This is a genomic window from Lysobacter sp. Root690 (assembly GCF_001427785.1).
Classification (GTDB): Bacteria; Pseudomonadota; Gammaproteobacteria; order Xanthomonadales; family Xanthomonadaceae; genus Lysobacter.
In genome coordinates this window covers 134,914-160,462 of sequence record NZ_LMHM01000011.1, presented here as the reverse complement: position 1 = coordinate 160,462, position 25,549 = coordinate 134,914, and the positions used below count along the sequence as shown (strand labels likewise).

The following is a 25,549-nucleotide window of genomic DNA, read 5'->3' as shown; positions in this document are numbered from 1 at the left end:
AAAGAGGATTGTCCCGATGAAAAAGATTCTTGCGCTGTTGCTGCTGGCCACCGTCGGGCTCGGCGGCTGCGGCTCGTCCGGCACGGCGTCGTCGAAACTCACCGTCGCGGCCACCGCGGTGCCGCACGCGGAAATCCTCGAAGTGGTCAAGCCGCTACTGGCGAAGGAAGGCGTCGAACTCGACGTGCGCGTGTTCAACGACTACGTGCAGCCCAACGACCAGGTCGCGCAGAAGCTCATCGACGTGAGCTATTTCGAGACCGAGCCGTACCTCAATGCCTACAACAAAAGCCGCGGCACCCAGCTGACCACCATCATCGGCGTGCATATCGAACCGTTCGGCGCGTACTCGCGCAAGTTCAAGTCGCTGCAGGAACTGCCGAGCGGCGCCGACGTGGCGATCCCGAACGACCCAAGCAACAACAGCCGCGCGCTGATCCTGCTGCACAAGGCCGGGGTGATCCAGTTGCGCGATCCGACCGATTCGCTGGCGACGTTGCGCGACATCACCTCCAACCCGAAGCAGCTCAAGTTCCGCGAGCTCGATTCGGCGATGCTGCCGCGCGTGCTGAGTCAGGTCGATCTGGCCCTGATCAACACCAATTACGCGCTCGACGCCGGCCTGGACCCGACCAAGGACGCGCTGGCGATCGAAGGCTCCGATTCGCCGTACGTGAATTTCCTGGTCGGCCGTCCCGACAACCTCAAGGACCCGCGCGTGCTCAAGCTGGCGGCCGCGCTGACCAGCCCGCAGGTCAAGGATTTCATCAGCAAGAAGTATCGCGGCGCGGTGTTGCCGGCGTTCTGAGCGGAGCCGCTGGGCACGGTGCCGATCGCGGCCCGGAGCGCCTGGAATTTTGAGAGTGGGGCTAAAGCCCCACCCAGTACGAGCATGGCCCGTGACGCGACGCGCGACGTACGCGCAACGCCGGCCGCGGCGCTACGCGCGCGCCTCAGCGCAGCTGGTTGATGCGGATCAGATTGCCCGAGGGATCGCGCACCGCGCAGTCGCGCACGCCGTAGGGCTGATCGATCGGCTCCTGGACGATCTCGGCGCCGCCGGCCTGCAAGCGGGCGAACGCGCCGTCGAGGTCGGGCGTGGCGAGCGTGATGATGGCGTAGGTGCCCTTGGCCATCATCTCGGCGATGGTGCGGCGTTCCTCGTCGGTGATGCCGGGGCTGGCCGCCGGCGGATGCAGCACGATCGAGGTGGCCGGCTGGTTGACCGGGCCGACCGTGATCCAGCGCATGCCGCCGAAGGCGACGTCCTTGCGGACCTCGAAACCCAGAATGTCGCGATAGAACGCCAGCGCGGCGTCAGCGTCGTTGTGGGGGAGAAAACTCGCGTGAATGCTGATGTCCATGGCAATCGTCCTGGGAGTGGTGGGGCGAGACGTCATGCTAGGTCGAGCCGCCGTCGGGCGCTTCTCGATTCCTGATCGGTCGCGCCACCTGCTTCGCCACGCACGGCGGCAGCCCCTCGCTCGCGCGTTCCGCCCGCTGTTTGTAAACGCTGGGCGGCACCCCGACCAGTTCGGTGAAACGGGTGCTGAAAGTGCCCAGCGATGAGCAGCCGACTTCGAAGCAGACCTCGGTGACGCTGAGGTCGCCGCGATCGAGCAGCGCCATCGCGCGTTCGATGCGCCGGGTCATCAGATAGGAATAGGGCGACTCGCCGTAGGCGATGCGGAACTGACGGCTCAGATGCCCGGCCGACATGCCCACGCCGCTGGCGAGCGCTTCGACGTCCAGCGGCTGCGCGTAGTCGCGGTCGATCCGGTCGCGGACGCGACGCAGCCGCGCGAGATCGCGCAGATGGACGGCTTCGGTGGGCGGGCGGGTCATCGGCGCGATCGTGCCATGTCGCGCTGGAGGTGCCTAGCGCCGTTGCGCTGATCGTTCGCGTTCGGCGCGATGCTCCGATTCGCGTTTCACAAGCCCATCGGTCCGCGCGTTATCCCGAGCAAGCCGTTGCGCGATCGCGGATCCGCATCCGTCGTCGAAGTGTCGATACGCACGGCGTCTCCGGTCGTCGATTCCACGACCGGACCCACCCACCGCGCCACGACCCGGCAGGCCATCCGCATGAGCAGAATCATCTACACCGGCGCGCCCGGCAATCCGCACTGGAGCACCAACCAGCCGATCTTCACCACCACGCTGTATCAGGCCGGCGCGCTTGCGGTCCGGCAGATCGCCAACTTCGCCGGAACCTGCGCGTCGGCGTTGCTCGGGCCGGATCTGATCATGCCGGGACAGCAGGGCAGCAATGTCCCGACCGCGACGGGCGCGCCGTGGGATCGTCTGCTCGCTGGCGGGCCGCCGATCGCGTTCGTGCAGGACGGCACTTACGCATGGATTCGCGGCCATCTGGTCAACGGACGCTGGGGCGGTCCGGGCGGTTCGTGGAACAACCTGGTGCCGCTCACCGGCGTGGCCAACTCCAACCATGCGACGGTCGAAAGCTATATCGACGCCTATCTCGCGGCGAGCTACCAATACGAGACCAGCGGCCAGCGCGACGCGTGGTACGGCGTCTACTACAGCGTGCAGGCCTCGGCGAGTCCGTTCTCGCACCCGGCGACGACCAACAATCAGAACCTGTATTCGTACGCGCCGGAATTCATCCGCATCCAGTGGCGCGCGGTGCGGATCGCCAAGCCGGTCAATGTGTCGACTCAGGTCGCCGCGGCGAATATCGGCAACTACCCGCGTCTGGCGGTGCCGGCCTTCCCGCCGGGGTTCGTGCGGCCGGCGTTGCCGCCGGCCATGAACGGCCGCCAGGCTTTGCCCGTCGGCAACGTCGCCGGCGGCGCGGTGCTCGGCGCGGCGCCGGCCACCTTCCCGGGCGCGCAGGGCAATGGCTTCGACGGCGAGATCGAGATCCATCAAAGTTGAGTGCGCGCGTGGCGTGAATGTCGGGGGCGAAGCGGCGATGAAAGGCGCGGGCGCGAATGCCCGCGCTCTTGCCGGCTTGGCGTAAATACCGATACTTCGGTGGATGAACCGCTATTTCGTCGACAGTGCCATCCACGATAAAGCATCGTTCCAACTGGATCGAAACGACGCATTCGTACTGTGGAAGATCGAGCCGGTCGAACACGACTTGCAGGCCAGCCGCATCCTGTTCGGTTTCAGCATGGACCTCGACCGTACCGTCAACAACAGCATTCACCATCGCATCGTCACAAAGGCGAACTTCGATGGATTGATCGCCGATGTGATTCTGCGCTCGGGCAAATGCCGCGAAGTTGAACGGGCGGAGTTCGACCGGATCCAGGCCTGCCTGGACCACAAGTCGCTGCAACTGGAAAATATCAAACGGCGCAAGCGCATAGTCGACGTCGAACACGGGATGGGCGAGTCGCCGTTGCCCTGACGATGGCCGCGGATCGCGCGAATCGCCTATGCGTTGTCTTGCCGCGGATACCGCGGGCGCGCAGGCGGGATCGTTGGACTTTTCAGTTTCAGCGCCCACTTCATTCCAAGCCAGCCTTGCAGCGGCAGGCTCAACAACAGGCCGGCGCAGAACCATGACGGAAAGTCGCCGCCCAGTTGCGCCACTGCGTAGACGGCGGCGATCGACAAGGCCGCGAAACAGACCAGCGCATGGCGACGTGGGGCCGCCGGCGCGCAGTAGGTTGCGGTCGCGATCGCGGCGGTGCCGCCGGCGATCGCCCAGGCCAGATCCCAGGCCAGGCGGCCGGTGCCGCCCGGCGGAAAACCCAGCCACGACGCCAGCGTGCCGCCGATGAGGTTGACCGATACCAGCGCGACCACGGCCGCGCTCATGGCCAGCAACGAGCCCAGGATCAGCCACGCGAAGCGTTTGAACGACATGCCACCTCGATGTGAGTTCGGTTGCCGCGAGCGATGGCGCATGCGGCCGCGCGCGGCTCACGAGCGGCCGGCGCGCGGTGAACTTTAGCGCAACGTAAGCGCGGTGGAACCGGCTGTCCGGCCTGGCTTAACCCACCTGGCGATCGCGGCGTCGGCCTTGCGGATCGACCCAGCTAGGGTGCGTGCACGTCCATCGACCAGTAGGTCACCGCTTCGAAATCGTTGACGTAAACGCCGGCCGATTTGGGCCGCAGCACCACGCCGCGGGTATCGCGAATCTGCAGCGACAACTGTCTGATCTGTTCGCTGCCGTCGGGCAGGGTGGTGACGTCGACCTGACGGATGCAGGTGAGCTGGCAAGGCCAGCCGTTCGAGTTCACCGCCGAGATGGTCCAGCCTGAGTTCCTGATGGCCATGGGCCTCCGGGATGCAGCTGTGTGGGTGTTGGAAGGCTAGGCGCGAGCTTCGCCAAGCCGCAGGAACGCCGAGAAACCGACATACGACCAGAACACGACGACCACGCCGAGCCAGGCGAAACCCCAGGCGAAGCAGTCGCCGGCGAACCCGAGGAAGGGAAACGAATTGCCGGGGTACGGTTCCTTGAGCAAGGTCGGCCAGACTTCCTTGGTCCAGAACGAGAGACAGGTCGAGACCCCCAGCCACATCGGAAACAGCCATCCCGCCGAGAGCAAGGCGATCCCGGCGCCGACGATCCTGTTTCGCGTCTTCATGCTGCCCCCTTGTGGCGATGCGGCGTGTCCGGCAGGCGCAATGCGCCTCGCCGCCGATCCCTTCGGCGGCGCTCGGTCGCCGGCCAGACGGCCGGCGACCACTCGCTGGGGCAGAGCGTAAACCCCAGGCGCGCGGCTTGGAAGGTCGTCAACGATCCACCGCTGTGACCGGCGTCGCTGTCGCCAGCAGCGCCGGCGCGGCGGTGGCGTCGCCAGCGGTTTTCCCGCCCGCGCTTGCGTGTTCGGCGGCGCGCGGAGCGGGCGCGTTCGCGACCGTCCGCGGGTCGAGGACGGTGCAACGGATGGCGGCGGCGGTGGCTAGCATGGCGATGCTTCCGGCATCGGGCGCAAGCACGACATCGGCATCGGCGAGCGCAGCTTCAATGCGCGATGGACTTCGAGAACAGATTCATAACCACCACCCCGGACACGATCAAGGCCATGCCGACGCCGGCGGCGGCATCGAGTTTCTGGCCGTAGTGGAACCAGGCGAACCCGGTGACGAGCACCACGCCGAGGCCGGCCCAGATCGCATAGGCCACGCCGACCGGAATCGACCTCAGCGCCAGCGAGAGAAAGTAGAAGGCGGCGATATAACCGGCCGCCACGATCAGTGATGGGACCGGTTTGGTGAACCCATCGCTGGCCTTGAGCGCGGACGTTGCCACTACTTCTCCGACAATTGCAATACCCAGGAAAATCCACTGTTTCATGATGCTTCGCTCCGCACGGGGAGCTGGATTGTGTGGGTCGAAAACCGATAAAAACAGTCTTGTTGCGGCGCTGTTTTTCTGAGCACTCGCCGCTGTTTTTCGTGGTTTAGGCTGATGCCGGGGTGGTGGAGGATTCGACAAGCATCCGATGCAAGCGGTGGTGTTCGGCTCGTTACGAATTGCGCACGCATGCCGAAACATCATTGCGAAGACAACAGTCTTGCTTATGCGCTATTCGCAAAAAATGCATTGAGCTTCGCGCGCTGTGTGTCGTGGGATTCGCATGGCGCCGATAGTTTCGTTCCGCTTCAACGACGAGCGCTATCGCATCAGCGTCCGTCGCGGTTCCTATGATCGGCTTCGAACGAGAACGCTCGATCGTTGCCCACAAGCACGGTCACGGCAGGGGCGGGTACGACCAGGTGGCGCGAGCGCTGCGCGCTCGACCAGTGGTGCGGGAACGGCATCGACGCCGCGAGATCGGACGGTTGCGGCGACGACTCGGATTGCGCCGCGATTGCCGCCGGTCGCGCGGGTACAAGCCTGAGCGCCGCGGCGATGGGGTCCGAGCCGAAAAAGAAACGATCGTGAATGGCACTGCCTTTAACGACGATGGTGGCCATGACCAGCGCGGACAGCACGAAGGTCGTGGCTATCGCCGTCATCATGATGCGATCGTCGCGGGTCATGGTCGTCCCTTCGGCACGCAGTCGTCCCTGCGGGTCCAGCCTGCCCGGGAGTAATCGAAGTGAAATAGGACCCGGCTGGCAAAAAGCACGACGGGCAGCGCCGGTCTTGACGCGCAAAGTCGCGAGGTCTCCTTGGGAAGGGCTTTAATCCCGATGCTTTTCGTACCGCTCCACTCGGATCTTGGCCTCAACGGCGAGCCGGCCGCTCGGGTGCCCGGGAGGCGGTGAGTTTGGGTGAGTCGATGGCTGCCGCCGTGGCGCGACGGACGCCCGGCGCGACGGCGACGGCGAGTTCTCGAACCCGGCAATAGCTCCCAGCCGCCGTCAACGCCGATATCATGCCGCGCATGCAGCCCATCCTCGCCGCCCTAGCCGATGCCCTGATCTTCATTCTGCTGTCGTGGGGGATCTGGCGCGCGCTCGGGCGCTCGATACCGCTGGCGGTGGTGCCGATCGTGATCGGACTGGTGCTGGCCGCGACCGGGTGGCTGCCCGCGGGCCTGGGCGTGCCGTCGAAGATCGGCGATCAGATCGGCTGGGTCGGCGTGCTGCTGCTCGCGTTCACCGCCGGCCTGGAGACGCGCCACAGCCCGGCCGCGCCGACGCCCGAATCCAACTCCCGATCCGACAGCGAACCCGACAGCGAATCGGGATCGCGGCGCAGCGCGTTGTCGCTGTCGCGTTTCACCCTCAGCGCCGCGCTCGCGCTGGTGCTGCCGTTCCTAGTCGGTACCGTCGCTGCGTATTGGCATTTCATCGGCCTGCCGGGCTGGGCCGCGCCGCGCGCGCCGGGGTGGCTCGGCGCGGTCGCGATCGGCCTTTGCGTGGCGGTCAGCGCCTTGCCGGTGTTGATCGGGATCGTGCGCGAGCTCGGTTCGCTGCATCGCCCCTTGACCCAGACCGCGGTCGCCATCGCGGTGGTCGACGATGCGGTGCTGTGGATCGGTCTGGCCGCCTTGTTGTTGCTCGCCGATGGCGGCGACGGCTTGGCCGGGTGGTCGGGCCTGGACGGCGTAGCCATCGCGCTGCCGCTGTTGCTCGCCGGGTTCGGCGTGATCGCCGAGCGTCGCGGCGCGACACCGCCGATCGCGGTGGTGTGGTTGGCCCTGCCGGTCGCGCTGGCGGCCTGCGCCTGGTCGAGTTCGCAATTGGGGCTGCATGCCTTGCTCGGCGCGTATTTCGCCGGCGCGATCATTCCGCCCAGTTGGACGCGGCGGCTGCCCTTGCACGGCATGGGCCAGTTCGCGCTGATCGGCCTGGCGCCGTTGTTCTTCGGCCATAGCGGCCTGCGCATCGACGGCGACGCGCTGGGCTGGGCTTCGCTGCAGGCGGCATTCGCGTTGTTGGCCTTGTCGGTGCTGGCCAAGCTGGCCGCGCTGGTGCTGTGCCCGCCGTCGCCGCGGTTCAGCCGCAGGCAGGCGCTGGCGATCGGCGCGCTGCTGCAATGCAAGGGGCTGATGGAAATCGTCGCGGCCACCATTCTTCGCGACAAGGGCCTGTTGTCGGAGTATGCATTCGCCGCGCTGGTTACCTTGGCGGTGCTGTCGACCGTGCTGACCGGGCCGTTGTTCCGCCTGATCCTGCGCGGCCGCGCGGCGGAGCGGCGGATGGGCTACGAATACAGCTGATTGGGCTGACGCAGGTCGCGTTCGCGGGGCGCGGCGATTGTGCGATGCATGCGGTCTCGCCGCGCGGGCTCACGGTGCCGCCACGTCAGGCAGGCGATGCTCGCCTGAGCAAGCTCAGGAGCCCGCCATGCCCGACACCATTTACGATGCGCTGCGTGAAAGCCACGAAGTCCAACGCTCGCTGTGCAGGAAACTGCTGCGTTCCAAGCCCGGCGAGGGGAGACTGGAATTATTCACCGCGCTGCGCATCGAACTGGCCGCGCACGAGGCCGCCGAAGAACGTTATCTGTACGTGCCGATGCTGATGAACGACGCCGGCCTGGATTCGTCGCGGCATGCCTTGCACGAGCATCACGAACTGGACGAACTGGTCGAGGACTTGCGCGAGCGACCGCCGGGCGATCGCGGCTGGATGAACACCATGCGCAAGCTGTCGAAAAAGGTCCACCACCATCTCAAGGAAGAGGAGACCAAGTTCTTCCAGGTGTCGGGCAAACTGATCGGCGCGGGCGACAAGCTCAAGCTGGGCAAGCAGTACCGGCGCGATTACCAGCGCATGGTCGACAAGCTGCGCGCAGAGTAGGCCTGATAAACGACACCCGCCATTCGGCGGGTGTCGGTGACTGCGGGTAAGCCTGCGAACTCAGCGAAGGTCGACGTTCGCGACCTTGTCCTCATAGCTTTTCTTCGGGTCGATGCCGAGCAGCATCTTGACCCCGGCCAGCAGATTGTTCTCGTTGAGCCAGATCTCCGCGTGCTCCGCATCCAGGCGCAGCAGCGCGAGTTTCGGATCGGTCTTGCCGCCCTCGTACCAGGCGGCGATGAAGGGGTTCCACAGACGCTCGATCACTGCGCGGTCGGTATCCACGGTCAGGCGTCCGGACAGGCTGGCGAACAGGTCGTGGCCTTTGGACGAAAACGCGGCGATCGCGCGGCTGCCGGGCTTCACCGCCTGCACCAGGGCGTTATCGGTCGAAGTGAAGAACCAGATGATGCGGCTGCCGTCTTCGACGTTGGCAGTCATCGGCCGGGTGTGGCCTTCGTCGACGCCGTGCAGGCCCAGCATCAGGGTGCGGTCGGACTGCAGCGACTTCCACAGCTTGGTTTCGAGCTCTTGCGGTGTATGCATTACTTTCTCCAGAAAGCGAATACGAACTGGCGCGGTGCGGGCGGAGCGTCAACGCATCAGCGCACGCGTCCGCGGCGGAACAGGTTGACGATGCCGAGCAGCACGATGGCGCCGAGCAGCGACACGATCAGGCCGCCGAGGCTGAAATTGCCGTCGTTGATGTCCGAACCGCCCATGCCGAGCAGCGAGCCCAGCCAGCCGCCGATAAAGGCGCCGACGATGCCGACGACGATATTGAGGAAGATGCCTTGCTGTCCGTCGGTGCGCATCAACAAGCTGGCGATCCAGCCGATGATGCCGCCGACGACCAGCCAGATGATGATGCCCATCATGAGCGGGTCTCCGCGATGCGCCGCGTCGTTGCGGCAGGCCGACGGTGCGGTGCGCGGCGTGACGGCGACGTCTGATCCGCGGCGATGGTCGCGATCGCGCGAGTCGCCGTTGTGCTTTGTGTGCACTTCGTAACAAGTGCGTTGTCGCGGCGTGTAGAGAAACGACGGATTTGATCGAAGCGTGGTGTTCGCAGTGTCAGCGAGTGGAGTGGATCCCGCGCGTTGCGCTTTCGCAATCGTCTGGATGACGGTGGGTGCCAGACTGGTACGCGGTACCTTGCATCAGGGGACCGCGATCCGCTTCCACAACAGCACCGTACCGGTGAGCCCGCCATGCGGCTTGAATGCGTAGTCGGGGATTTCGCCGGCGCGGGTGTAACCGAGCTTTTCGTAGAAGCCGGCCGCGCCTTGCTCCGATGCGGTGTCGAGCACGAGCAGACTGCGCCGATGTTGCGCGGCCAGGCGTTCGGCCTCATCGACCAGGGCGGCAGCGATGCCGCGGCCGCGATGGCTTGGGCGGGTCATCATCTTGGCCAGTTCGGCGCGGTGCGGCTGATTGGGCGGGCAGTCCAGCGACAGGCTTAGGGTGGCGACCAGGGTTTCGCCCTCGAACGCGGCCAGCACGATGCGCGCGCCGCGATCGGCCGCGGCCAGCGCGTCGTGCCAGAAACGCTGCGCGCTGTCGTAGGCGAGCGGATGCATGAAGCCGACCGAGCCGCCATCGGCGACGACGTTGATCAGCAGGCCGGCGAGGTCGGCGCTGTGCCGCGGCGACGAGGCCAACGCGACGATGGTGATCGACGGCGGAGCGATGGACGACATGGCTCAGCTCCGCGCCAGCACGACGAGATAGCTACAGGCGCTATCGCCCGGGTTGGCCAGGACCACATCGCACGGCGGCCCGAAACCGAGGCAATCGCCCGCGGCCAGAACATGGTGTTCGCCGCCTTCGTCCACCACCAGTTCGCCCGACAGCACGCGGATCGCCTGGCGGATGCGCGCGTACGACGCGGCGGGCAGGGCGACGCGCTGCCCGGGCGGCATTTCTACCTCGACGATTTCGACCGGGTGATCGGCGCGCAGAAACACCTGCCGGCGCAGATAGCCGCTGTCGGGATCGCGCCAAAGCGGCTGCTCGGCGGCGCGCGAGACACGGCTGTCGTCGGCGGCTTCGGCGCGCAGCAGCAGGCCGGCGAGGGTCAGGTCGAAGGCCGCCGCCAGACGCACCAGCAGCGCCGCGGTCGGGCTGGTTTCGCCGCGTTCGATCTTGCTGATCGCGGCCTTGGAGACCTGCGAGCGTTCGGCCAACTGGGCCAGCGACCATCCGCGCGATTCGCGCTCGTGGTGGATGCGGCGGGCCAGGCGGAGGCTGGTTTCGTCCGATAATGTGTCCATTCCGTCTTTTATACGAGACGATAAGATGGCGGTCAACAGGCTGGGATAGCCGATTTGCAGGTTCGGTCGCCGCCAGCGACCGCTGTGCGGGCGAGTGAGTGGCGCAGTCGAGCTTCGTGTACCGACGCATGGCCCATTGCCGCCATCGCACGTGGACGTGCTCGCATCGGATCGATGTGTCGCTGGTTCGAGTTGCACAAAAAAACAGATCGATGGAGTGGACGCGGCTATATTCGATCAGGGCACGACGTCGACGACACGATCCGGCATGAGCTGCACATGCGCCGCGACCGCATCTGCCGCGGCATCACGCAACCAATGCGACAGCGAGCACTGCAGCGCGAGGATGACGCCACACCCGCGCGCTTGCTAACCTGCGCGCCATCCACACACGCTTCCGCCGACGTCCACCGACCTCGGCGCGTCACTCTTTGCGGAGCCGCTCGAATGACCGTCCTCGTTACCGGCAGCGCCGGCCACCTCGGCGAAGGGCTGATGCGCAGCCTGCGCGCACAGTCGCGCGCGGCGCGCGGCATCGACATCAAGCCGTCCGCATTCACCGACAGTGTCGGTTCGATCGCCGATCGCGGCTTCGTCGACGAGGCGATGCAAGGCGTGCGTTGCGTGATCCATTCGGCGACCCTGCACAAGCCGCATGTGGCGACCCACAGCTATCAGGACTTCGTCGACACCAATATCTCCGGCACCCTGAACCTGCTGGAGGCGGCGCTGAAGGCCGGGGTCGAAGCGTTCGTGTTCACCAGCACCACCAGCACCTTCGGCGGCGCGCTGAAGCCGCCGCCGGGCGGGCCGGCGACCTGGATCACCGAGCAGGTCGCGCCCATCCCCAAGAACATCTACGGCACCACCAAGATCGCCGCCGAAGGCTTGTGCGAATTGTTCCATCGCAAGCACGGGCTGCCCGTGCTGGTGCTGCGCACCTCGCGTTTCTTTCCCGAGGACGACGACGATGCCGCGGTGCGCAGCGTGTACGCGCCGGCCAATATCCAGGCCAACGAACTGCTGTACCGGCGCGCCGACCTCGACGACGTGGTCCAGGCGCATCTGTGCGCGATCGAGCGCGCGCCCGCGTTGCGCTTCGGCCGCTACATCGTTTCGGCGACCACGCCGTTCGCGCAGGCCGATCTGCAGGCGCTGCACGACGATGCCGCCGGCGTGGTCGAGCGCCTGTTCCCGCACTGCCGCGAGCTGTACGCGGCCAAGGGCTGGACCTTGTTCCCGCAACTGGACCGGGTCTACGTCAACGACGCGGCTCGTCGCGACCTGCACTGGGAGCCGCGCTACGGTTTCGGCTACGTGCTCGACTGTCTGCGCGCGGGCCTGGATTTCCGCAGCCCGCTCGCGCACGAAGTCGGGATCAAGGGCTATCACGCCACTGCGTTCGAAGGCATTCCCTATCCGGTGGAGTAGGCGCTCGTGCCGCGGCCTTGCGCTAAGGTATCGGCCCCGTTTCCACCCTCAGGACATGCCATGGACCCGATCGATCCCGGCGCCGAAGCGATGACCCAGCAGCAGGTGATCGACGGGATCGTCGCGGCCTTCGATTCGGTCGAAGCGGTTGAATCGGCGCAGAGCGAGGGTGGCAGCGACTGTTTCTTTTTCTTCGGCGCGGAACGTCATTTTCCGTTTGCCACCGTGGTCACGCGCGACAACGAATTCGATCACCTGTCGCGGCTCGACCGCGACGGCGTGTTCCGCTTGAACCTCGGCCTGAGCAAGCCCGGTTATGCGGCCGTGTTCGAGACCGCGCAGGACGAGGCCTGGGACTACACCGCGCTCGACCGGTTGATGCCGCATCCGATGTATGCGCGCATGCATTGGGTCAGCGTGCTCAATCCGAGCCGGCTCACGTTCGAACGCCTGCAGCCGTTGCTGGCCGAAGCCTACGAGCTGGCGCAGCGGCAGGCGGCGCGGCGGCCGTCGTCGGAGCGGCACTGACGCCGGTAGCGTCGCGGCGTGCAGGTCACGGGCGAGCGCCGGTTTGCCGGCTAGAATGCGGCCATCCCCCCACGGCGACCGCGGCCGCAACGGCGCGGTAAACGAGCTAGCAGAGGCGAAGCGTTGACGATCAGGACCGACACGAACATGCACGGCGGCGTCTGCGCCGCGCCCGGCCGCACCGGCCGCGCGGCGGACGGCGCATGAGCTGGATCGCGCTGATCTGCCTGGGCGCCAGCGACGGCGCGCGGGTGGAGAATCTGCTGGAATCGGCGACACGCCTGCTCGGATTGCCGCAGGCGCGCGCGCTGCGCGCTTGCTCGGAGTTGTTCGGCGATCGTCATCGCCCGCATCGCGGCGGCGCGACGGTCAATCTGATGCTGGCGCTGGAAGTCGAGGCGGGGCTGACGATCCAAGCGCTGGAACACGAGTTCAAGCGCATCGAAGCCGCATTCGGCCGGCAACGCGATCCGCGCCGGGCGATGCCGGTGCCGCTGGACATCGATCTGCTCGGCCGCATCGACGACGGCGTGCAATGGCAGCCGCGTTACGATCCCGGCCGGGCGTATCTGTACCACGGCCTGCATCAGTTGCCGTTGCCGGCCTTGCAACGCGAACTCGATCGCGTCGCCGCGCAGCGCGGGTTCGTGGCGGAACAAAACGCGAGCGGGTTCTATGAGTTGGCGAGCGCGGCGTTCGTCGAACGCTATCTGGCCGCGTCGGCGACGCGGCGGTCCATGCAAACGGAGATGCAGCGATGACCCAACGCACGACCCTGGTGACCGGCGCCGCGCGCCGCATCGGCCGCGCGATCGCCGAAGCCTGCCTGGCGCGCGGCGAAACCGTGGTGGCGCATCGGCGCGACGCGACGAGCGAATGCGCGCCGTATTCGGCGCCGGTGATCGACTGGTGCTGGGACATGACCCAGCCCTTGCCGGGGCTGCCGTCGGCGCCGGTCACCGACGTGGTGCTCAACGCCTCGCTGTTCGAGCGCGGCTATGCCTGGGGCGCGCTCGGCGCGGCCGAGGTCTTTGATGAGCGCGAGCGCCTGGAGCGCCACCTGCGGGTCAATCTGCTCGCGCCCTGGGAACTGGTGGTGAGCCTGCACGCGCGCTCGCCGCTGCGCTCGGTGGTGATGCTGCTTGATACCTATCTCGACCGTTCCTTCGCCGGGCATGCGGCCTATCAGGTCAGTCGCGCCGCCGGCGCCGGCATGGTCCGCGCGCTCGCCGCCGAACTGGCGCCGGCCTGCGTCAACGCGGTCGCGCCCGGCACGGTGTTGCCGTCGGTGCGCGACCCCGCCGAGCGCGCCGAGCAGGAGGAAGCGATCGCCGCGCGCACCGTGCTCGGTCGCATGGGCTCGGTCGACGACGTGGTGCAGGCGGTGCTGTATCTGCGCGACGCGAGCTACATCACCGGCGAGATCCTGCGGGTCGACGGCGGGCGCTTCAAACTCTGAGCGGCGCGCGGCGGCATGCCGGCGGCGCTGATCGCATTCAACGACAAGGACGCACATGAAGATCGTCAAGGGCGACTTGCTGCAGCTGGCGGCTGACGGCCATTTCGACGTGATCGTGCAAGGCTGCAACTGCCAGTGCCGGATGCGGCGCGGCATCGCCTTGAGCATCAGCGAACGCTTCCCGGCCGCGCGCGACGCCGACCTGCGCACCGAGCCGGGTTCGCGCGCCAAACTCGGCGGCTACAGCCAGGCGACCATCAGCGAGAACGGCCACGAATTCGTGGTGGTCAACGCCTACACCCAGTTCGACTGGCAGGGCGAGGGCGTGCTCGCCGACTATGATGCGATCGAGCGTGCGATGCGCGCGATCGCGCGTGAGTTCCACGGGCGTCGCATCGGCTACCCGCTGATCGGCGCGGGCTTGGCGCGCGGCGATTGGGGCCGGATAGCCGCGATCATCGACGACGCGTTGACCGGCGAAGATCACACCCTGGTCGAGTTCACCAGTTGAGTCATTTTCAGGACGCAGACTCAGGACACAGATGAAGATCATCCAGGGCGATTTGCTGCAATTGGCGGCCGACGGCCATTTCGACGTGATCGTGCATGGCTGCAATTGCCAGTGCCAGATGGGCAAGGGCATTGCCTTAAGCATCAAACGCCGGTTTCCCGCGGCGTATCAGGCCGATCTGCAGACCGAAAAAGCCTCGCGCGAGAAACTCGGCACATACAGCCAGGCCCGGGTGAGCGAGAACGGGCATGAGTTCGTCGTCGTCAACGCCTATACCCAGTTTCACTGGCGCGGCGCTGGCGTGCGCGCCGAATACGATGCGATCGAAAAGGCGATGGCGTCGATCGCCAAGCAATTTCATGGGCAGCGAATCGGCTACCCCTTGATCGGCGCGGGCCTCGCCGGCGGCGACTGGGTGCGGATTTCGGCGATCATCGATACGGCGCTGGCTGGCGAGGATCACACCCTGGTCGAGTTCAGCGGCTGAGTCGGTAGCTCACACGCGCTGCGTCGATCCGGTGTCGTAACTTACGAAACCTGCAATCCATGAAGGATTACGCCCGCGGCATTGCACCGCGGGCGTCGACTGTCGCGACTCGCGCTCAGGGCTGCGCGGCCAGTTCGGCCATGTGCCGCTGGATCCGGATGTGCGCGGCTTCGGCATTGTCGCGCGCGCGCCGCCAGGCCGAGCGGGCCGCGTGTTCGGCGTGTTCCCAGTCCAGCGCCGAGCCCAGGCGGATGCGCTGGTAGCGGTCGCGCAGGTCCAGGCGCGGGTCGTCGAAATCGCGGTCGGGGTGTTCCAGTTGCGCGGAGATGCCGACGTAGAACGCCGGCGCGTAATCGCTGAAGCGCAGTCCGTCGCGGTAGAACTCGGCATCGCGGAAATGACTGGCCCAGTAGCTCAATCCGGGCGTGGTCGGGGCGGGGCGGCCTTGCAAGCGGGTCGTCATCACACAGGCTCCACTCGGGAACCCCCTGTGCCCGAATGGTGCCAAATTTCGGCGTTAGTAATTTGTGTAGGGAATGTTCACGTCCCGCTACGCGCACCGGCCCGGCCCGTGCCGACTCGGGCGGTTGGCGCGGCGCTCCGAAAACTGCGATGCAGGTCGTATGCGAGCGGCCCGGCCGGCCCCGTCCGGCCGCGCGGAGGCGGGGTATGCTGTGCTTGCCGCCGACCTTGCGGCACCTGCATTGTTGATCGAGTCAGCCCGTGGGGAGTGAGCGTGACGGGAATCGCCGACGGCCCGCTCGGACCGGATTCGTCCGGCGAGCATCTGCGCTTCGTGCGCCGCATCTACCAGATGCGCACGCTGGGGCTGGGGGTCGGATTCTTCGCCGTGGCCGGCGTATTGCACGAGCAGGGCGCCTCGCCGTGGCTGTGGGCGGCGCTGGCCTTCAACGGCTTCCTGTGGCCGCCGCTCGCGTTCCTGCTGGCCCGGCGCAGCCGCGATCCCGAATACGCCGAGTACCGCAACCTGCTGATCGACTCCGCGCTCGGCGGGGTCTGGATCGCGGTGATGCAATTCAACGCGGTACCCAGCGCGCTGCTCGCGGTGATGTTGTCGGCCGACAAGATCGGCGTCGGCGGCTGGCGCTTCTTCGCCCGCACCGCGATCGCCCAGGTCGTGACTTGCCTGGCGACCTGGGCGGTGCTGGGGTTCGGCTTTCAGCCGCACAGCTCGATGCCGGTGATCCTGGCCAGCCTGCCTTTCATGTTCGTCTACCCGATGGCGATCAGCAGCGCCGCCTACGGTCTGGCGCGCAAGGTCGTGCGCCAGAACAAACAGCTGGCCCTTATCAGCCGCACCGATCCGCTGACCGGTCTGCAGAACCGCCTGCACTGGGACGATTCGGCGACCGCGACCATGACCTATTGCGCGCGTTCGTCCAAGCACGCGGCGCTGATCGTGATCGACGTGGACCGGTTCAAGGAGATCAACGATTTCCACGGCCATCTGGTCGGCGATGCGGTGTTGCGCCGGGTCGCCGGTACCTTGCGCACCGCGACCCGCATGACCGACACCGCCAGCCGCCTCGGCGGCGACGAATTCGTGCTGATCCTGATGGACCTGGATCTCGACGGCGCGCTGGCGATCGCCGAACGCGTGCGCCGCGCGGTCGAGGACGCGCGCTTCGAGGAGGCGCCGGCGTTGCGCTGCACGGTCAGCATCGGCGTGGCGAGAATGGGGCCGAAGACCATCAGCGCGGCGATGTGGATGCGTCACGCCGACACCGCGCTATATCGGGCCAAGCAACTCGGGCGCAACCAGGTCGCGGTGGCGGAGGATTGATGAGCGAAGCCGCTCGACCGCCGACGCGGTGGGTCGAGTGGACGCCGGCGCGACCCTGGGCCGATTTCGACGCGCATCAGGCGTTGTCGGATGCGATCTGGGACAGCGCGTCCGAGCCCGAATGGCATTACCTCAATCCGGCCGGCGGCCTGTCGATCTGGGAAGCGCGCACCGACGGTAGCGCGATCCTGATCGAGTATCGCGACGATCGCATCGTCGCATTGCAGACCAACAGCGGCGACGCGCAGCGGCATTTGCTCGCGGTGGCCGCGCCGTTCCGGTTGGTCGCCGGAGCGCGTGCCGATTCGTCGCCGCGGACTGCGACGACGGACACCCAGCCGACTTGAGACTGCGTTCACTCGCACAGGCGTGAGCCCGGGCGAACCGCGCCGCCGGTATTTGCCAGTGCGCGACGCGGCTGCCTAGAATCCCCGCACCGGGGGTCCGGCCGCCCCGGCGCCCGACCCGACATCAGGGCAGGGCATGACACAGCACGACGGCACCACCTCGCAAGCGGGCATCGCGCAAGCGCGCATCGGCGTGATCGGCCTGGGCTATGTCGGCCTGCCGCTGGCGCTGGAGTTCGGCAAGCAGTACGACACCGTCGGCTACGACATCAATGCCGTGCGCGTGGCCCAGCTCAGCGTCGGCGAGGATCATCATCGCGAGAACGATCCCGAAGAGATCGCCGCCGCGACCCGGCTGCGTTTCAGCGCGAGCATCGAAGACCTGACCGATCGCGACGTGTACGTGATCACCGTGCCGACCCCGATCGACGAACACAAACGGCCCGACTTCACCCCGCTGATCGAGGCCAGCCGCGCACTGGCGGTGCTGCTCGAACCCGGCGACACGGTGATCTACGAGTCGACCGTATACCCCGGCGCGACCGAGGAAATCTGCATTCCCGAACTCGAGCGCGTCTCGGGCCTGCGTTGCAACGAGGATTTCTTCGTCGGTTACAGCCCCGAACGGATCAACCCGGGCGATCGCAAGCGTCGTCTGGTCGATATTCCGAAGGTGACCTCGGGCTCGAATCCGGCGACCGCCGAACGCGTCGACGCCTTGTACCGCAGCATCATTCCGGCCGGCACTCACAAGGCCTCCAGCCTGCGCGTGGCCGAGGCGGCCAAGGTCATCGAGAACACCCAGCGCGATGCCAACATCGCCCTGATCAACGAGTTCGCGCTGATCTTCCAGCGGCTCGGCATCGACACTACCGAAGTGCTGGAAGCGGCCGGCAGCAAGTGGAATTTCCTGCCGTTCCGGCCGGGCCTGGTCGGCGGCCACTGCATCGGCGTGGATCCGTATTACCTGATCCAGAAAGCGCAGAGCGCCGGCTATTACCCGGACATTTTGCTTGCGTGCCGGCGCATCAACGATTCGATGGGCAGTCACGTCGCCGGCGAAGTGGTCAAGCGCATGATCCAGCGCGGCACCGCGGTGGCCGGCGCGCGGATCCTGATCCTGGGCATCACCTTCAAGGAAAACTGCGCCGACCTGCGCAACACCCGCGTGGTCGATCTGGCGCGCGAATTCGGCGAGTACCGCGCGCAGGTCGACATCCACGACCCCTGGGCCCACCACGAGGAAGCGCGACGCGAATACGGAGTGAGCATGGTCGAACACCCGCAGGCCGGCGCCTACGACGCGATCGTGCTGGCGGTGGCGCACGAACAGTTCCGCGCCCTCGGCGCGGCCGGCGCGCGCGCTTACGGCAAGCCGGGGGCGTTGTTGTACGACATCAAGAGTCTGTATCCGCGCGATGAGGTGGATGCGCGGCTTTAGCGGCGTCTTCCAGAATCTCATTCCCGCGGATGCGGGAGCCCAGTGACTTCAGCGTCATCTTCAAAATCGTCATTCCCGCGAAGGCGGGCTCCGCTTTACTTCGGCGCAGCCGAATATCCAGAGCCTTTAGCGCCATCTTCCAGATCGTCATTCCCGCGAACGCGCGCTCCGCTTTACTTCGGCGCAGCCGAATATCCAGCGACTTCACGCGTTCTCGCACGAAAGGCCCTGGATTCCCGCGTTCGCGGGAATGACGGTAGGAGAGAGCGTCGGTACTTGCTGTTACGAACCACTTTGCTTCGTCGCAGTCGAATATCCAGAACCTTCAGCGTCATCTTTCACGTCGTCATTCCCGCGAACGCGGGAATCCAGTGACTTCAGGCGTTCTCGCACGAAAGGCCCTGGATATTCGGCTGCGCCGAAGTAAAGCGAAGCCCGCCTTCGCGGGAATGACGGTAGGAGGATACGTCGGTACCTGCTGTTACGAACCACTTTTCTTCGTCGCAGCCGAATATCCAGAGCCTTCAGCGCCATCTTTCACGTCGTCATTCCCACGAACGCGGGAATCCAGCGACTTCAAGCGTTCTCGCACGAAAGGCACTGGATTCCCGCCTTCGCGGGAATGACGGTAGGAAAGGGCGCGGGCACTTGTTGTTACAAGCCAGCCACCCCCGTACAGCCAATCCACTCCCGCAAGGGTATGCTCGGACTCAGCTCGTGAACCTATTCCGATCGCCATGCGCTATGCCGCTTACCTCGCCAGTCTGATCCTGACCCTGATTTCCATCGTGCTGGTGTTCACCCACCACGTCGATTGGTGGTGGGGCGTGGCCGTGTTCGGCGCCATCGCCGCGCTCGGCACGGTCGACCTGCTGCAGACCCGCAGCACCTTGCGCCGTAATTACCCGGTGCTTGCGCATTTCCGTTACGGCCTGGAATCGATCGGCCCGGAGATGCGCCAGTATTTCATCGAGGCCGATACCGCCGAGGTGCCGTTCTCGCGCCAGCAGCGCGCGCTGGTCTATCAGCGTTCCAAGTCGGTCAACGACGTACGTCCGTTCGGCAGCCAGGCCGATGTCTACAGCCTGGACTACGAATGGATCAACCATTCGCTGGCGCCGACCGCGCACATCTCGCACGATTTCCGCGTGGTGATCGGCGAGAACAGCGCGCAGCCGTATTCGGCCAGCGTGTTCAACATCTCGGCGATGAGCTTCGGCTCGCTTTCGGCCAACGCGATCCGCGCCTTGAACAAGGGCGCCAAGCTCGGCAACTTCTATCACGATACGGGCGAAGGCTCGATTTCACCGTATCACCGCGAAAACGGCGGCGATCTGGTCTGGGAAATCGGCTCGGGGTACTTCGGTTGCCGCGACGACCAGGGCATGTTCAGCGAGGAACGCTTCATCGCCAACGCACGCGATGCGCAGGTCAAGATGATCGAGATCAAGCTGTCGCAAGGCGCCAAGCCCGGTCACGGCGGGGTGTTGCCGGCGGCCAAGGTCAGCGCCGAGATCTCGGTCACCCGCGGCGTGCCGATGGGCCAGGACTGCGTATCGCCGGCCGCGCACACCGCGTTCAATTCGCCGCAGGGGCTGCTGCAGTTCGTCGCCAAGTTGCGCGAGTTGTCGGGCGGCAAGCCGACCGGGTTCAAGCTCGCGATCGGCCATCCCTGGGAGTGGTTCGGCATCGCCAAGGCGATGCAGGAAACCGGGGTGTTGCCGGATTTCATCGTCGTCGACGGCGCCGAAGGCGGCACCGGCGCGGCGCCGGCGGAGTTCATCGACCACGTCGGCGTGCCGATGCACGAGGCGTTGATGCTGGTCCACAACACCCTGGTCGGGCTGGAACTGCGCGACAAGATCCGCATCGGCGCGGCTGGCCGGGTGACCAGCGCGTTCGACATCGCCCGCACCCTGGCGATGGGCGCGGACTGGTGCAACGCCGGACGCGGCTACATGTTCGCGCTTGGTTGCATCCAGGCGCAGAGCTGCCACACCGACCGTTGCCCGACCGGCATCGCCACCCAGGACCCTAGCCGCTGGCGCAAGCTCGACGTGCCGGACAAGTCGACCCGGGTGTTCCATTTCCACGACAACACGCTCAAGGCCTTGCGCGATCTGCTGTGCGCCGCCGGCCTGAGCCATCCGGGCGAAATCGGCCCCGAGCACATCCTGCGCCGGGTCTCGCCGACCGAGGTGCGCTCGCTCGGCGCGCTGTACAACTTCCTCGCCCCGGGCGACCTGCTCGGCAAGGTGCCCGACCACGCGGTGTTCAAGTCGTTCTGGGCGAACGCGCGCAGCGATTCGTTCGCCGCGCCGGATCGCTTGCTGGCGATGCGGGCGAGCAAGTCGTTCTGATCGCTAGCGATCGCAGCCTGGGGCTAAGCGTGGTTTGTGGCCTGGGTTCAGGCTCGATTTCCCGCAAGCTTTCTTTAGGCCCCGAGGTCTTCTGTGGGCGGGGCTTCAGCGCCGACGCTTTACGCTCAGATCGCCACAGCTCTTCTAAGCAAGTCGCTTCGTCCGATAATCCAGGCAACCGGATCGAAAAGCGTCGGGCTGAAGCTCCCTCCCACAAAAGACTTCGGGCGGGATCGCGATCTGTCGCCGCTGTCGCGAGCGAACGCCATTTGCCGCCTTCAGAGCAGTTCGAGCACTCGCTCCGGCGGCCGTCCGATCACCGCACGGCCACCGTGTACGAAGATCGGCCGTTCAATCAGGCGCGGATGTTCGGCCATCGCGACGATCAGCGCCTCGTCGTCGAGCGAGGCGTCGTCCAGGCCCAACTCGCGGTATTCGTCCTCGCCACTGCGCAGCAGCTCGCGCGCGGGCAGGCCCAGCAGCGCGAGCAGATCGCGCAATTGCGCGGCGTCGAGCGCTGTGTCCAGGTAGGCGACGATCGCCGGCTGTACGCCGCGTGCATGCAGCAGTTCCAGCGCGCCGCGTGATTTGGAGCAGCGCGGGTTGTGGTACAGCCGGGTCGGGGCGAGGTGGGCGTCGTTCATCCAGCGATCTCCTGTGCGGTTTCGGCGGTGCAGGGCGCGGCCGACAAAGCGTTCGCGGCGCGGGAACCGGTCGATTTCGGCGGGCTGGCGTATTCGCTCGGACCGGGCTTGCGGCGATCCAGTCGCGACGGCGCAACCGTCGGCGATCTGTCCGCGGCCTGCGTGCCGAAGGCCGCGCGGCCGTTTCGGACGGCACCGCCTGAAACGAAAAAAGCCGGCTTTCGCCGGCCTTTCCGTGAAACTGGTGGGCGGTGCAGGGTTCGAACCTGCGACCCTCGCCGTGTGAAGGCGATGCTCTACCGCTGAGCTAACCGCCCGATGTTGAATCGGGCCGCAGATTCTAATGGGCCTGCGGGGAACAGGCAAGCCTTGTTCGGCATTCGGGATTCGGCCCCGGCGTTGCCTTACAGATCCAGCACCCAGTCGTTGTGCCCGGCGAAATGGGTAGGGTGCGCGTCCCGGTAGGCCTTGACCTCGTCCATCTGGTCCTTTTCGCGCTTGAAGTCGGCCTCGCGCTTGCTCTTGTCGAGGAACGGGGCGTAGCTGTCGGCGCCGCGGTCCTTTTCCCATTTCTCGCGGAAGTCGGCGAACTCCTCGCGGTGGAAATCGAAGATGCTGCGGTCGCCCGGCGCCTGCCGGCCGCCCCAGTCGTCGTCTCGCAGCGAGGCGATCGCGTCGCTCTTGCTGCCGGCGTTGCGGAACTCGGCCAAGGTGGTCACCGCGTAGTCGTACTTGAGGTTCCAGTCCGGGCGCGCGATGCCGTCCTCGGCCAGGGTCTTGAACCACTCGTACTGGTCCTTGACGAAGCTCTTGTCCTTCGCGCTCTGCACCCAGGTGCCGATCAGCAGGCTGACCACGCCCGCGGCCACGCCGACCGCCGACAGGCCGCGCGACAGCGTGGACAGCACCCGCGAGGCGGTGTTGGCCTGGCCGCCCTGGGCGGCGCTGGCGAAGGCGCTGAGCGCGTTGGCGCCGGCCGAGGCGAGTTCGCTGGAGCCCGAGATCAGGCTCAGCACCGCCTCGGCGCGGTCGCCGGGGCTGCCGTCCTCGCCGAAGGCTTCCTTCACCGCCATGCCGCCGGTGACCACGTCGAGCACGCCGCCGGCCACGCCGGTGAATTTCGACACCACATCGACCGCCGCGGTGGCCGAGCGGCTCAGGCGCGAAGCGTCGGCGCCCGCGTCGCCGCCGGAGATCAGGCCGCGGAAACCGTCGGTGACCTTGTCGGCATCGCTCAGGCCGGTCGGCGCGGGCACGTCGGTGGCGGCGACGCGTTCGCCGACCTTGCTGACGATGCTGTTCGGTTCGGCCGAGCCCACGCCCAGCGCGCTTTGAGTCTTGCCGTCGACGCCGAGCAGATTCAGCGCCGAAGCGTCGATGCCGACCAGATTCGGCAACACCTTCGCCGCGTCGGGCAGCGAGCCGACGAAGCCGATCAGGCCGCCGGCCACGGCGAGATTTTCCTCGGCGGTGCCGAACTCGCCGGTGCTCAGCGAATGCACCGCGCCGGCCAGGCCGAACGCGCCGGTCACGGCCGGCAGCAGCCCTTGCGAATCGAGCTGGTCGAACAGCTTGCGGATCGAATCCTTGTCGCCGCTGCTGAAATCGATCTTGGAAAACGCCTTGTCGATGTCTTCGGATTTGTAACCGTTGGCGCGCAATTCGGCGGCGACGTTGGCCACGTCCACGCGCGCATCGGCGCCGTCCTTGCCGAGCAACACGTCGATCTGTTCGCCGATGTCGCCGGGCAGGCCGGTGACGGTGTCGAGCGTGCCCTTGACGGTCTCCAGTACGTCGGCCACGCCGCCGCCCTTGGCTTCGTCGCTGACCTTGGTCGGATCGGCGAAGGCGCTGTCGAAATCGCGGGCCAGCGCGTTCGCGGTGAAGGTCTGGCCGGCGCTGCGGGCGCGGTCGGGATCGAGCAGCGACAACTGGCCGATCGCGTCCTCGACGTCGGCGCGCGCGCGCGGCGCGTCCCAGGCCGGCAGTTTCGAAATCTGATCGACGTAATCGGCGCTCTCGACCACGCCGGCGAGCTTGTCGACCATCGCCTTGCGATCGGCCTCGGGCACGGCCTTGACCGCTTCGTCGAGCTTGGCGGCGAAGTCGGTCGCGATCGGCTCCTGCCGCATCAGGTATTCGATTTCGCGATTGATCGCGGCGCTATCGAAGATGTCCTTCATGTCGGCCGGTTCGAGCTGGGTCAGGCTTTCGACCTCGGTCTTGGTGCCGGTCCAGGGCTTGGGCGCTTCGTAGGTCGGTTTGATGAACTTGCCGTTGCTGACCGCGTCGCGCGCTTCCAGCAAGCGCACCAGCTTGGCTTGATTGCTGTCGGGTTCCAGATCGGCGTCTTTGTACTGATCGACCAGTTCCTTGTACGCGGCCTGGCCGATGGTGAGTTTTTCGTCGCCGCTTTCGATGTCGGTTTTGAGCGAGAACGCATCGGTCTCGCCCTTGGGCGGCAGGCCGGCCTTGTCGCGTGCGAGATCGACCGTCGGCGCGCCGATGTCGAGGTATTTCTGCTCGGCCGCGGCGAAGATCGACGGATTGCCGATCTGCGCGACCACGTGCTTGGCGCCGTCGTGGGTGGTGAAGCGGATGTAACCGGGTTGGACCTCGCCGGGAATGTCGACCGCGCGGATGTCCTCGTAGGTGATCTGCGCGTCGCGCGCGACCATCTGGTAACCGCCTTCGGTCACGCGCTCACGGATCTCCTTGCCCTGGGTCACCGGATTCGGCGGGCCCTGGTAGGGCTCGTGGCCGGGGCCGCTGGTCGGGCCGTTCGATTTGGCAACCGGTGGCGTTTCTTCCTTGCGCTGCAATTCGGCCAAGGTCGGCAGGGCGGCGCGGGAGGTGGCTTCGATCGCCATGATGAGCGACTCCTGTGTGGGCACGGTCGGTGTAACGACGGTGCCCGCGGCAGGGGGCGGGTGCATCTGGGGAAAACCCGAGAAACGCGCGCTTGCGCGTGATGCGCATCACGACGGCGATGACAGCGCTGTCGTCGGCGCGGTTCGGGCGAGGGTGTGGAGCTGATTCAGTCGCATCGCCGGCGAACCGCGTCGCGCGCGGTCCGCCGGTTTTCAGTGCGCAAGTCGTATACGAACGCGTATTTATTTCGCGCCTGCGTTCAACGCAACGCGATTATTCCAGCTGTTCTTTCGCGTACGCCGCATCGAGCGCTTCCATCGCGTCGAGCGGCTTGAGCTTGGCGGCTTTTTCGTACGCCGCCGCCGCGGCCGCTTCCTGCTTGTCGCCGTGCAACAGCATCAGCACGTTGCCGTGTTCGATGTGGGCGATCGGCGAGTCGGGGGTCAGCTTGACCGCGTTCTTGATGTGCTTTTCCGCTTCGGCGGCTTTCGCGCCGTAGGTCAGTCCGCCGATCATGCCGCCGATCTTGTTGATGATCTCGGCGTGGTACAGCGCCATCGCGGTATGCGCTTCGGCGTGCTTGGGTTCGAGTTCCAAGGTGGTGTCGAGCGCGGCGCGCACCTTGCCGGCGATGCCGGCCTTGAGCGCCTTGGCGATGCTGATGCCCTGGCTGTAGCGGCCCAATGCGAACGCGTGGCGGTAGTGGCTGTTGGCTTCGTCGGGCAGCGCCGCGACCGCGGCTTCGGCGAGCTTGGCGGCTTGTTCGTAGCGCTTGAGTTGTTCGGCTTCGTCGTCGACCAGATAGGTCGCGTGAATGCCCAGGGCCTTGACCGCGACGGAGGCGCCGGCGGGGCCGAGCGCCTGGCCGGCGTCGAACGCGGCCTTGAAATCGCCGCGGTGGAACGCGCGCCAGGCGTCCTGCAGCGCGGCGGCGAGCGCGTCGGCGTCCAGGCCCTTGGGCGCGGACTTGCCGGCGGCCTTGATCAAGGCTGCGGCGCGCTTCGCGTCGGGGTAGGGCTCGGCGTCGCCCGCGTGCAGCTTGGGCCAGGCTTTCTTGAGGGCGTCGCCGGCGTAGGCGTAGCCCTTGGCATCGTGGGGAAAGGCGGCCCAAGCGGTTTTGGCGGCCATCTGCGGTCCTTGTCGACAGGTCGGGAAGGCAGCATCCCGCCGTGGCCGCGCGATGGCAAGGGGCAGCGCGAAGCTGTTCGC

The 25,549-nt window shown here is 66.5% G+C and carries 32 protein-coding genes and 1 tRNA gene; 15 read left to right on the top strand and 18 right to left on the bottom strand.

The window, feature by feature from the left end:
- Positions 1-16: 16 nt before the first annotated feature.
- Entirely contained in the window at positions 17-808 is a 792-nt protein-coding gene (locus ASD86_RS05890; protein ID WP_056108147.1) for a MetQ/NlpA family ABC transporter substrate-binding protein, read from the top strand.
- A gap of 145 nt (positions 809-953) precedes the next feature.
- On the opposite strand, the gene ASD86_RS05885 is transcribed toward ASD86_RS05890, so the two are convergent.
- Both ASD86_RS05885 and ASD86_RS05880 read right to left on the bottom strand, forming a co-directional pair.
- Entirely contained in the window at positions 954-1,364 is a 411-nt protein-coding gene (locus ASD86_RS05885) for a VOC family protein (protein ID WP_036109637.1), read from the bottom strand.
- Between the two features lie 37 nt (positions 1,365-1,401).
- Positions 1,402-1,845: a helix-turn-helix transcriptional regulator gene (locus ASD86_RS05880; RefSeq protein WP_056108144.1), complete on the bottom strand. Its 444-nt coding sequence runs from the start codon at positions 1,843-1,845 to the stop codon at positions 1,402-1,404.
- Positions 1,846-2,085: 240 nt separating this feature from the next.
- Between ASD86_RS05880 and ASD86_RS05875 the strand changes: the two genes are divergently transcribed.
- Positions 2,086-2,898, top strand: a complete 813-nt coding sequence (locus ASD86_RS05875; protein ID WP_056109097.1) for a hypothetical protein — start codon at positions 2,086-2,088, stop codon at positions 2,896-2,898.
- 103 nt (positions 2,899-3,001) lie between these two features.
- Positions 3,002-3,379, top strand: coding sequence for a hypothetical protein (locus tag ASD86_RS05870; protein ID WP_056108141.1), 378 nt, complete (start codon positions 3,002-3,004; stop codon positions 3,377-3,379).
- Between the two features lie 26 nt (positions 3,380-3,405).
- Here ASD86_RS05870 and ASD86_RS05865 read toward each other — a convergent pair whose 3' ends face one another.
- The 6 genes from ASD86_RS05865 to ASD86_RS05845 all read right to left on the bottom strand — a co-directional run bounded on the left by ASD86_RS05865 (position 3,406) and on the right by ASD86_RS05845 (position 5,973).
- Positions 3,406-3,840 (bottom strand): hypothetical protein, encoded by a 435-nt coding sequence (locus ASD86_RS05865; RefSeq protein WP_056108138.1) that lies wholly within the window; start codon positions 3,838-3,840, stop codon positions 3,406-3,408.
- Positions 3,841-4,013: 173 nt separating this feature from the next.
- Entirely contained in the window at positions 4,014-4,256 is a 243-nt protein-coding gene (locus ASD86_RS05860) for a hypothetical protein (protein WP_056108135.1), read from the bottom strand.
- A gap of 36 nt (positions 4,257-4,292) precedes the next feature.
- Complete coding sequence (locus ASD86_RS05855) at positions 4,293-4,571, bottom strand: hypothetical protein (RefSeq protein ID WP_056108132.1); 279 nt, start codon at positions 4,569-4,571, stop codon at positions 4,293-4,295.
- A 148-nt stretch (positions 4,572-4,719) separates the two neighbouring features.
- Entirely contained in the window at positions 4,720-4,896 is a 177-nt protein-coding gene (locus ASD86_RS26470) for a hypothetical protein (RefSeq protein ID WP_157476221.1), read from the bottom strand.
- A gap of 55 nt (positions 4,897-4,951) precedes the next feature.
- A complete protein-coding gene (locus ASD86_RS05850; RefSeq protein WP_056108129.1) occupies positions 4,952-5,284 on the bottom strand; it encodes a multidrug efflux SMR transporter in 333 nt (110 codons plus the stop codon).
- A 329-nt stretch (positions 5,285-5,613) separates the two neighbouring features.
- On the bottom strand, positions 5,614-5,973 hold the full coding sequence (locus tag ASD86_RS05845; protein WP_157476219.1) for a hypothetical protein: 360 nt from the start codon (positions 5,971-5,973) through the stop codon (positions 5,614-5,616).
- Positions 5,974-6,320: 347 nt separating this feature from the next.
- On the opposite strand from ASD86_RS05845, the gene ASD86_RS05840 reads away from it, so the two are divergent.
- Positions 6,321-7,601 carry a cation:proton antiporter gene (locus ASD86_RS05840; RefSeq protein ID WP_056109094.1) on the top strand — a complete coding sequence of 427 codons (1,281 nt, stop codon included), beginning with the start codon at positions 6,321-6,323 and terminating at the stop codon, positions 7,599-7,601.
- A gap of 127 nt (positions 7,602-7,728) precedes the next feature.
- The gene (locus ASD86_RS05835; protein WP_056108123.1) at positions 7,729-8,184 is read left to right on the top strand and encodes a hemerythrin domain-containing protein; all 456 of its coding nucleotides are present in this window, start codon (positions 7,729-7,731) and stop codon (positions 8,182-8,184) included.
- 60 nt (positions 8,185-8,244) lie between these two features.
- Here ASD86_RS05835 and ASD86_RS05830 read toward each other — a convergent pair whose 3' ends face one another.
- The 4 genes from ASD86_RS05830 to ASD86_RS05815 form a co-directional block, all read right to left on the bottom strand.
- Positions 8,245-8,730 (bottom strand): pyridoxamine 5'-phosphate oxidase family protein, encoded by a 486-nt coding sequence (locus ASD86_RS05830; RefSeq protein WP_036109667.1) that lies wholly within the window; start codon positions 8,728-8,730, stop codon positions 8,245-8,247.
- A gap of 56 nt (positions 8,731-8,786) precedes the next feature.
- Positions 8,787-9,059: a GlsB/YeaQ/YmgE family stress response membrane protein gene (locus ASD86_RS05825; protein WP_036109670.1), complete on the bottom strand. Its 273-nt coding sequence runs from the start codon at positions 9,057-9,059 to the stop codon at positions 8,787-8,789.
- 285 nt (positions 9,060-9,344) lie between these two features.
- On the bottom strand, positions 9,345-9,884 hold the full coding sequence (locus ASD86_RS05820; RefSeq protein WP_056108120.1) for a GNAT family N-acetyltransferase: 540 nt from the start codon (positions 9,882-9,884) through the stop codon (positions 9,345-9,347).
- A 3-nt stretch (positions 9,885-9,887) separates the two neighbouring features.
- Positions 9,888-10,457 carry a helix-turn-helix domain-containing protein gene (locus tag ASD86_RS05815; protein WP_056108117.1) on the bottom strand — a complete coding sequence of 190 codons (570 nt, stop codon included), beginning with the start codon at positions 10,455-10,457 and terminating at the stop codon, positions 9,888-9,890.
- A gap of 447 nt (positions 10,458-10,904) precedes the next feature.
- On the opposite strand from ASD86_RS05815, the gene ASD86_RS05810 reads away from it, so the two are divergent.
- The 6 genes from ASD86_RS05810 to ASD86_RS05785 all read left to right on the top strand — a co-directional run bounded on the left by ASD86_RS05810 (position 10,905) and on the right by ASD86_RS05785 (position 14,873).
- A complete protein-coding gene (locus tag ASD86_RS05810) occupies positions 10,905-11,888 on the top strand; it encodes an NAD(P)-dependent oxidoreductase (protein WP_056108115.1) in 984 nt (327 codons plus the stop codon).
- Positions 11,889-11,948: 60 nt separating this feature from the next.
- Positions 11,949-12,416 carry a DUF6194 family protein gene (locus tag ASD86_RS05805; RefSeq protein WP_056108112.1) on the top strand — a complete coding sequence of 156 codons (468 nt, stop codon included), beginning with the start codon at positions 11,949-11,951 and terminating at the stop codon, positions 12,414-12,416.
- A 203-nt stretch (positions 12,417-12,619) separates the two neighbouring features.
- The gene (locus ASD86_RS05800) at positions 12,620-13,177 is read left to right on the top strand and encodes a 2-amino-4-hydroxy-6-hydroxymethyldihydropteridine diphosphokinase (protein WP_056108096.1); all 558 of its coding nucleotides are present in this window, start codon (positions 12,620-12,622) and stop codon (positions 13,175-13,177) included.
- A complete protein-coding gene (locus ASD86_RS05795) occupies positions 13,174-13,875 on the top strand; it encodes an SDR family oxidoreductase (protein WP_056108093.1) in 702 nt (233 codons plus the stop codon). The genes ASD86_RS05800 and ASD86_RS05795 overlap by 4 nt, the downstream gene beginning before the upstream one ends.
- Positions 13,876-13,930: 55 nt before the next feature.
- The gene (locus tag ASD86_RS05790) at positions 13,931-14,386 is read left to right on the top strand and encodes a phosphatase (protein ID WP_056108090.1); all 456 of its coding nucleotides are present in this window, start codon (positions 13,931-13,933) and stop codon (positions 14,384-14,386) included.
- 61 nt (positions 14,387-14,447) lie between these two features.
- Positions 14,448-14,873 (top strand): macro domain-containing protein, encoded by a 426-nt coding sequence (locus ASD86_RS05785; protein ID WP_200957211.1) that lies wholly within the window; start codon positions 14,448-14,450, stop codon positions 14,871-14,873.
- Between the two features lie 115 nt (positions 14,874-14,988).
- Here ASD86_RS05785 and ASD86_RS27210 read toward each other — a convergent pair whose 3' ends face one another.
- Positions 14,989-15,336, bottom strand: a complete 348-nt coding sequence (locus ASD86_RS27210) for a hypothetical protein (protein ID WP_036109695.1) — start codon at positions 15,334-15,336, stop codon at positions 14,989-14,991.
- A 273-nt stretch (positions 15,337-15,609) separates the two neighbouring features.
- Between ASD86_RS27210 and ASD86_RS27205 the strand changes: the two genes are divergently transcribed.
- From ASD86_RS27205 to ASD86_RS05765, 3 genes are all read left to right on the top strand, one after another.
- Positions 15,610-16,677 (top strand): diguanylate cyclase, encoded by a 1,068-nt coding sequence (locus ASD86_RS27205; RefSeq protein ID WP_162253619.1) that lies wholly within the window; start codon positions 15,610-15,612, stop codon positions 16,675-16,677.
- A complete protein-coding gene (locus ASD86_RS05770) occupies positions 16,677-17,024 on the top strand; it encodes a hypothetical protein (RefSeq protein WP_056108080.1) in 348 nt (115 codons plus the stop codon). Before ASD86_RS27205 ends, ASD86_RS05770 begins: the two co-directional genes overlap by 1 nt.
- 136 nt (positions 17,025-17,160) lie before the next feature.
- Positions 17,161-18,465 carry a nucleotide sugar dehydrogenase gene (locus ASD86_RS05765; RefSeq protein ID WP_056108077.1) on the top strand — a complete coding sequence of 435 codons (1,305 nt, stop codon included), beginning with the start codon at positions 17,161-17,163 and terminating at the stop codon, positions 18,463-18,465.
- On the opposite strand, the gene ASD86_RS26460 is transcribed toward ASD86_RS05765, so the two are convergent.
- Positions 18,422-18,673, bottom strand: coding sequence for a hypothetical protein (locus ASD86_RS26460; RefSeq protein WP_157476214.1), 252 nt, complete (start codon positions 18,671-18,673; stop codon positions 18,422-18,424). The two genes, ASD86_RS05765 and ASD86_RS26460, sit on opposite strands and share 44 nt — an antisense overlap.
- A gap of 529 nt (positions 18,674-19,202) precedes the next feature.
- Here ASD86_RS26460 and ASD86_RS05760 point away from each other — a divergent pair.
- Complete coding sequence (locus tag ASD86_RS05760) at positions 19,203-20,825, top strand: FMN-binding glutamate synthase family protein (RefSeq protein WP_056108074.1); 1,623 nt, start codon at positions 19,203-19,205, stop codon at positions 20,823-20,825.
- 278 nt (positions 20,826-21,103) lie between these two features.
- On the opposite strand, the gene arsC is transcribed toward ASD86_RS05760, so the two are convergent.
- The 4 genes from arsC to ASD86_RS05740 all read right to left on the bottom strand — a co-directional run bounded on the left by arsC (position 21,104) and on the right by ASD86_RS05740 (position 25,468).
- Complete coding sequence (arsC, locus tag ASD86_RS05755) at positions 21,104-21,469, bottom strand: arsenate reductase (glutaredoxin) (RefSeq protein WP_056108071.1); 366 nt, start codon at positions 21,467-21,469, stop codon at positions 21,104-21,106.
- Positions 21,470-21,711: 242 nt separating this feature from the next.
- Positions 21,712-21,786, bottom strand: a tRNA-Val gene (locus tag ASD86_RS05750).
- A gap of 87 nt (positions 21,787-21,873) precedes the next feature.
- Positions 21,874-24,339, bottom strand: coding sequence for a hypothetical protein (locus ASD86_RS05745; RefSeq protein WP_056108068.1), 2,466 nt, complete (start codon positions 24,337-24,339; stop codon positions 21,874-21,876).
- Between the two features lie 274 nt (positions 24,340-24,613).
- Positions 24,614-25,468 carry a hypothetical protein gene (locus ASD86_RS05740; protein ID WP_056108066.1) on the bottom strand — a complete coding sequence of 285 codons (855 nt, stop codon included), beginning with the start codon at positions 25,466-25,468 and terminating at the stop codon, positions 24,614-24,616.
- Between the last annotated feature and the right edge of the window lie 81 nt (positions 25,469-25,549).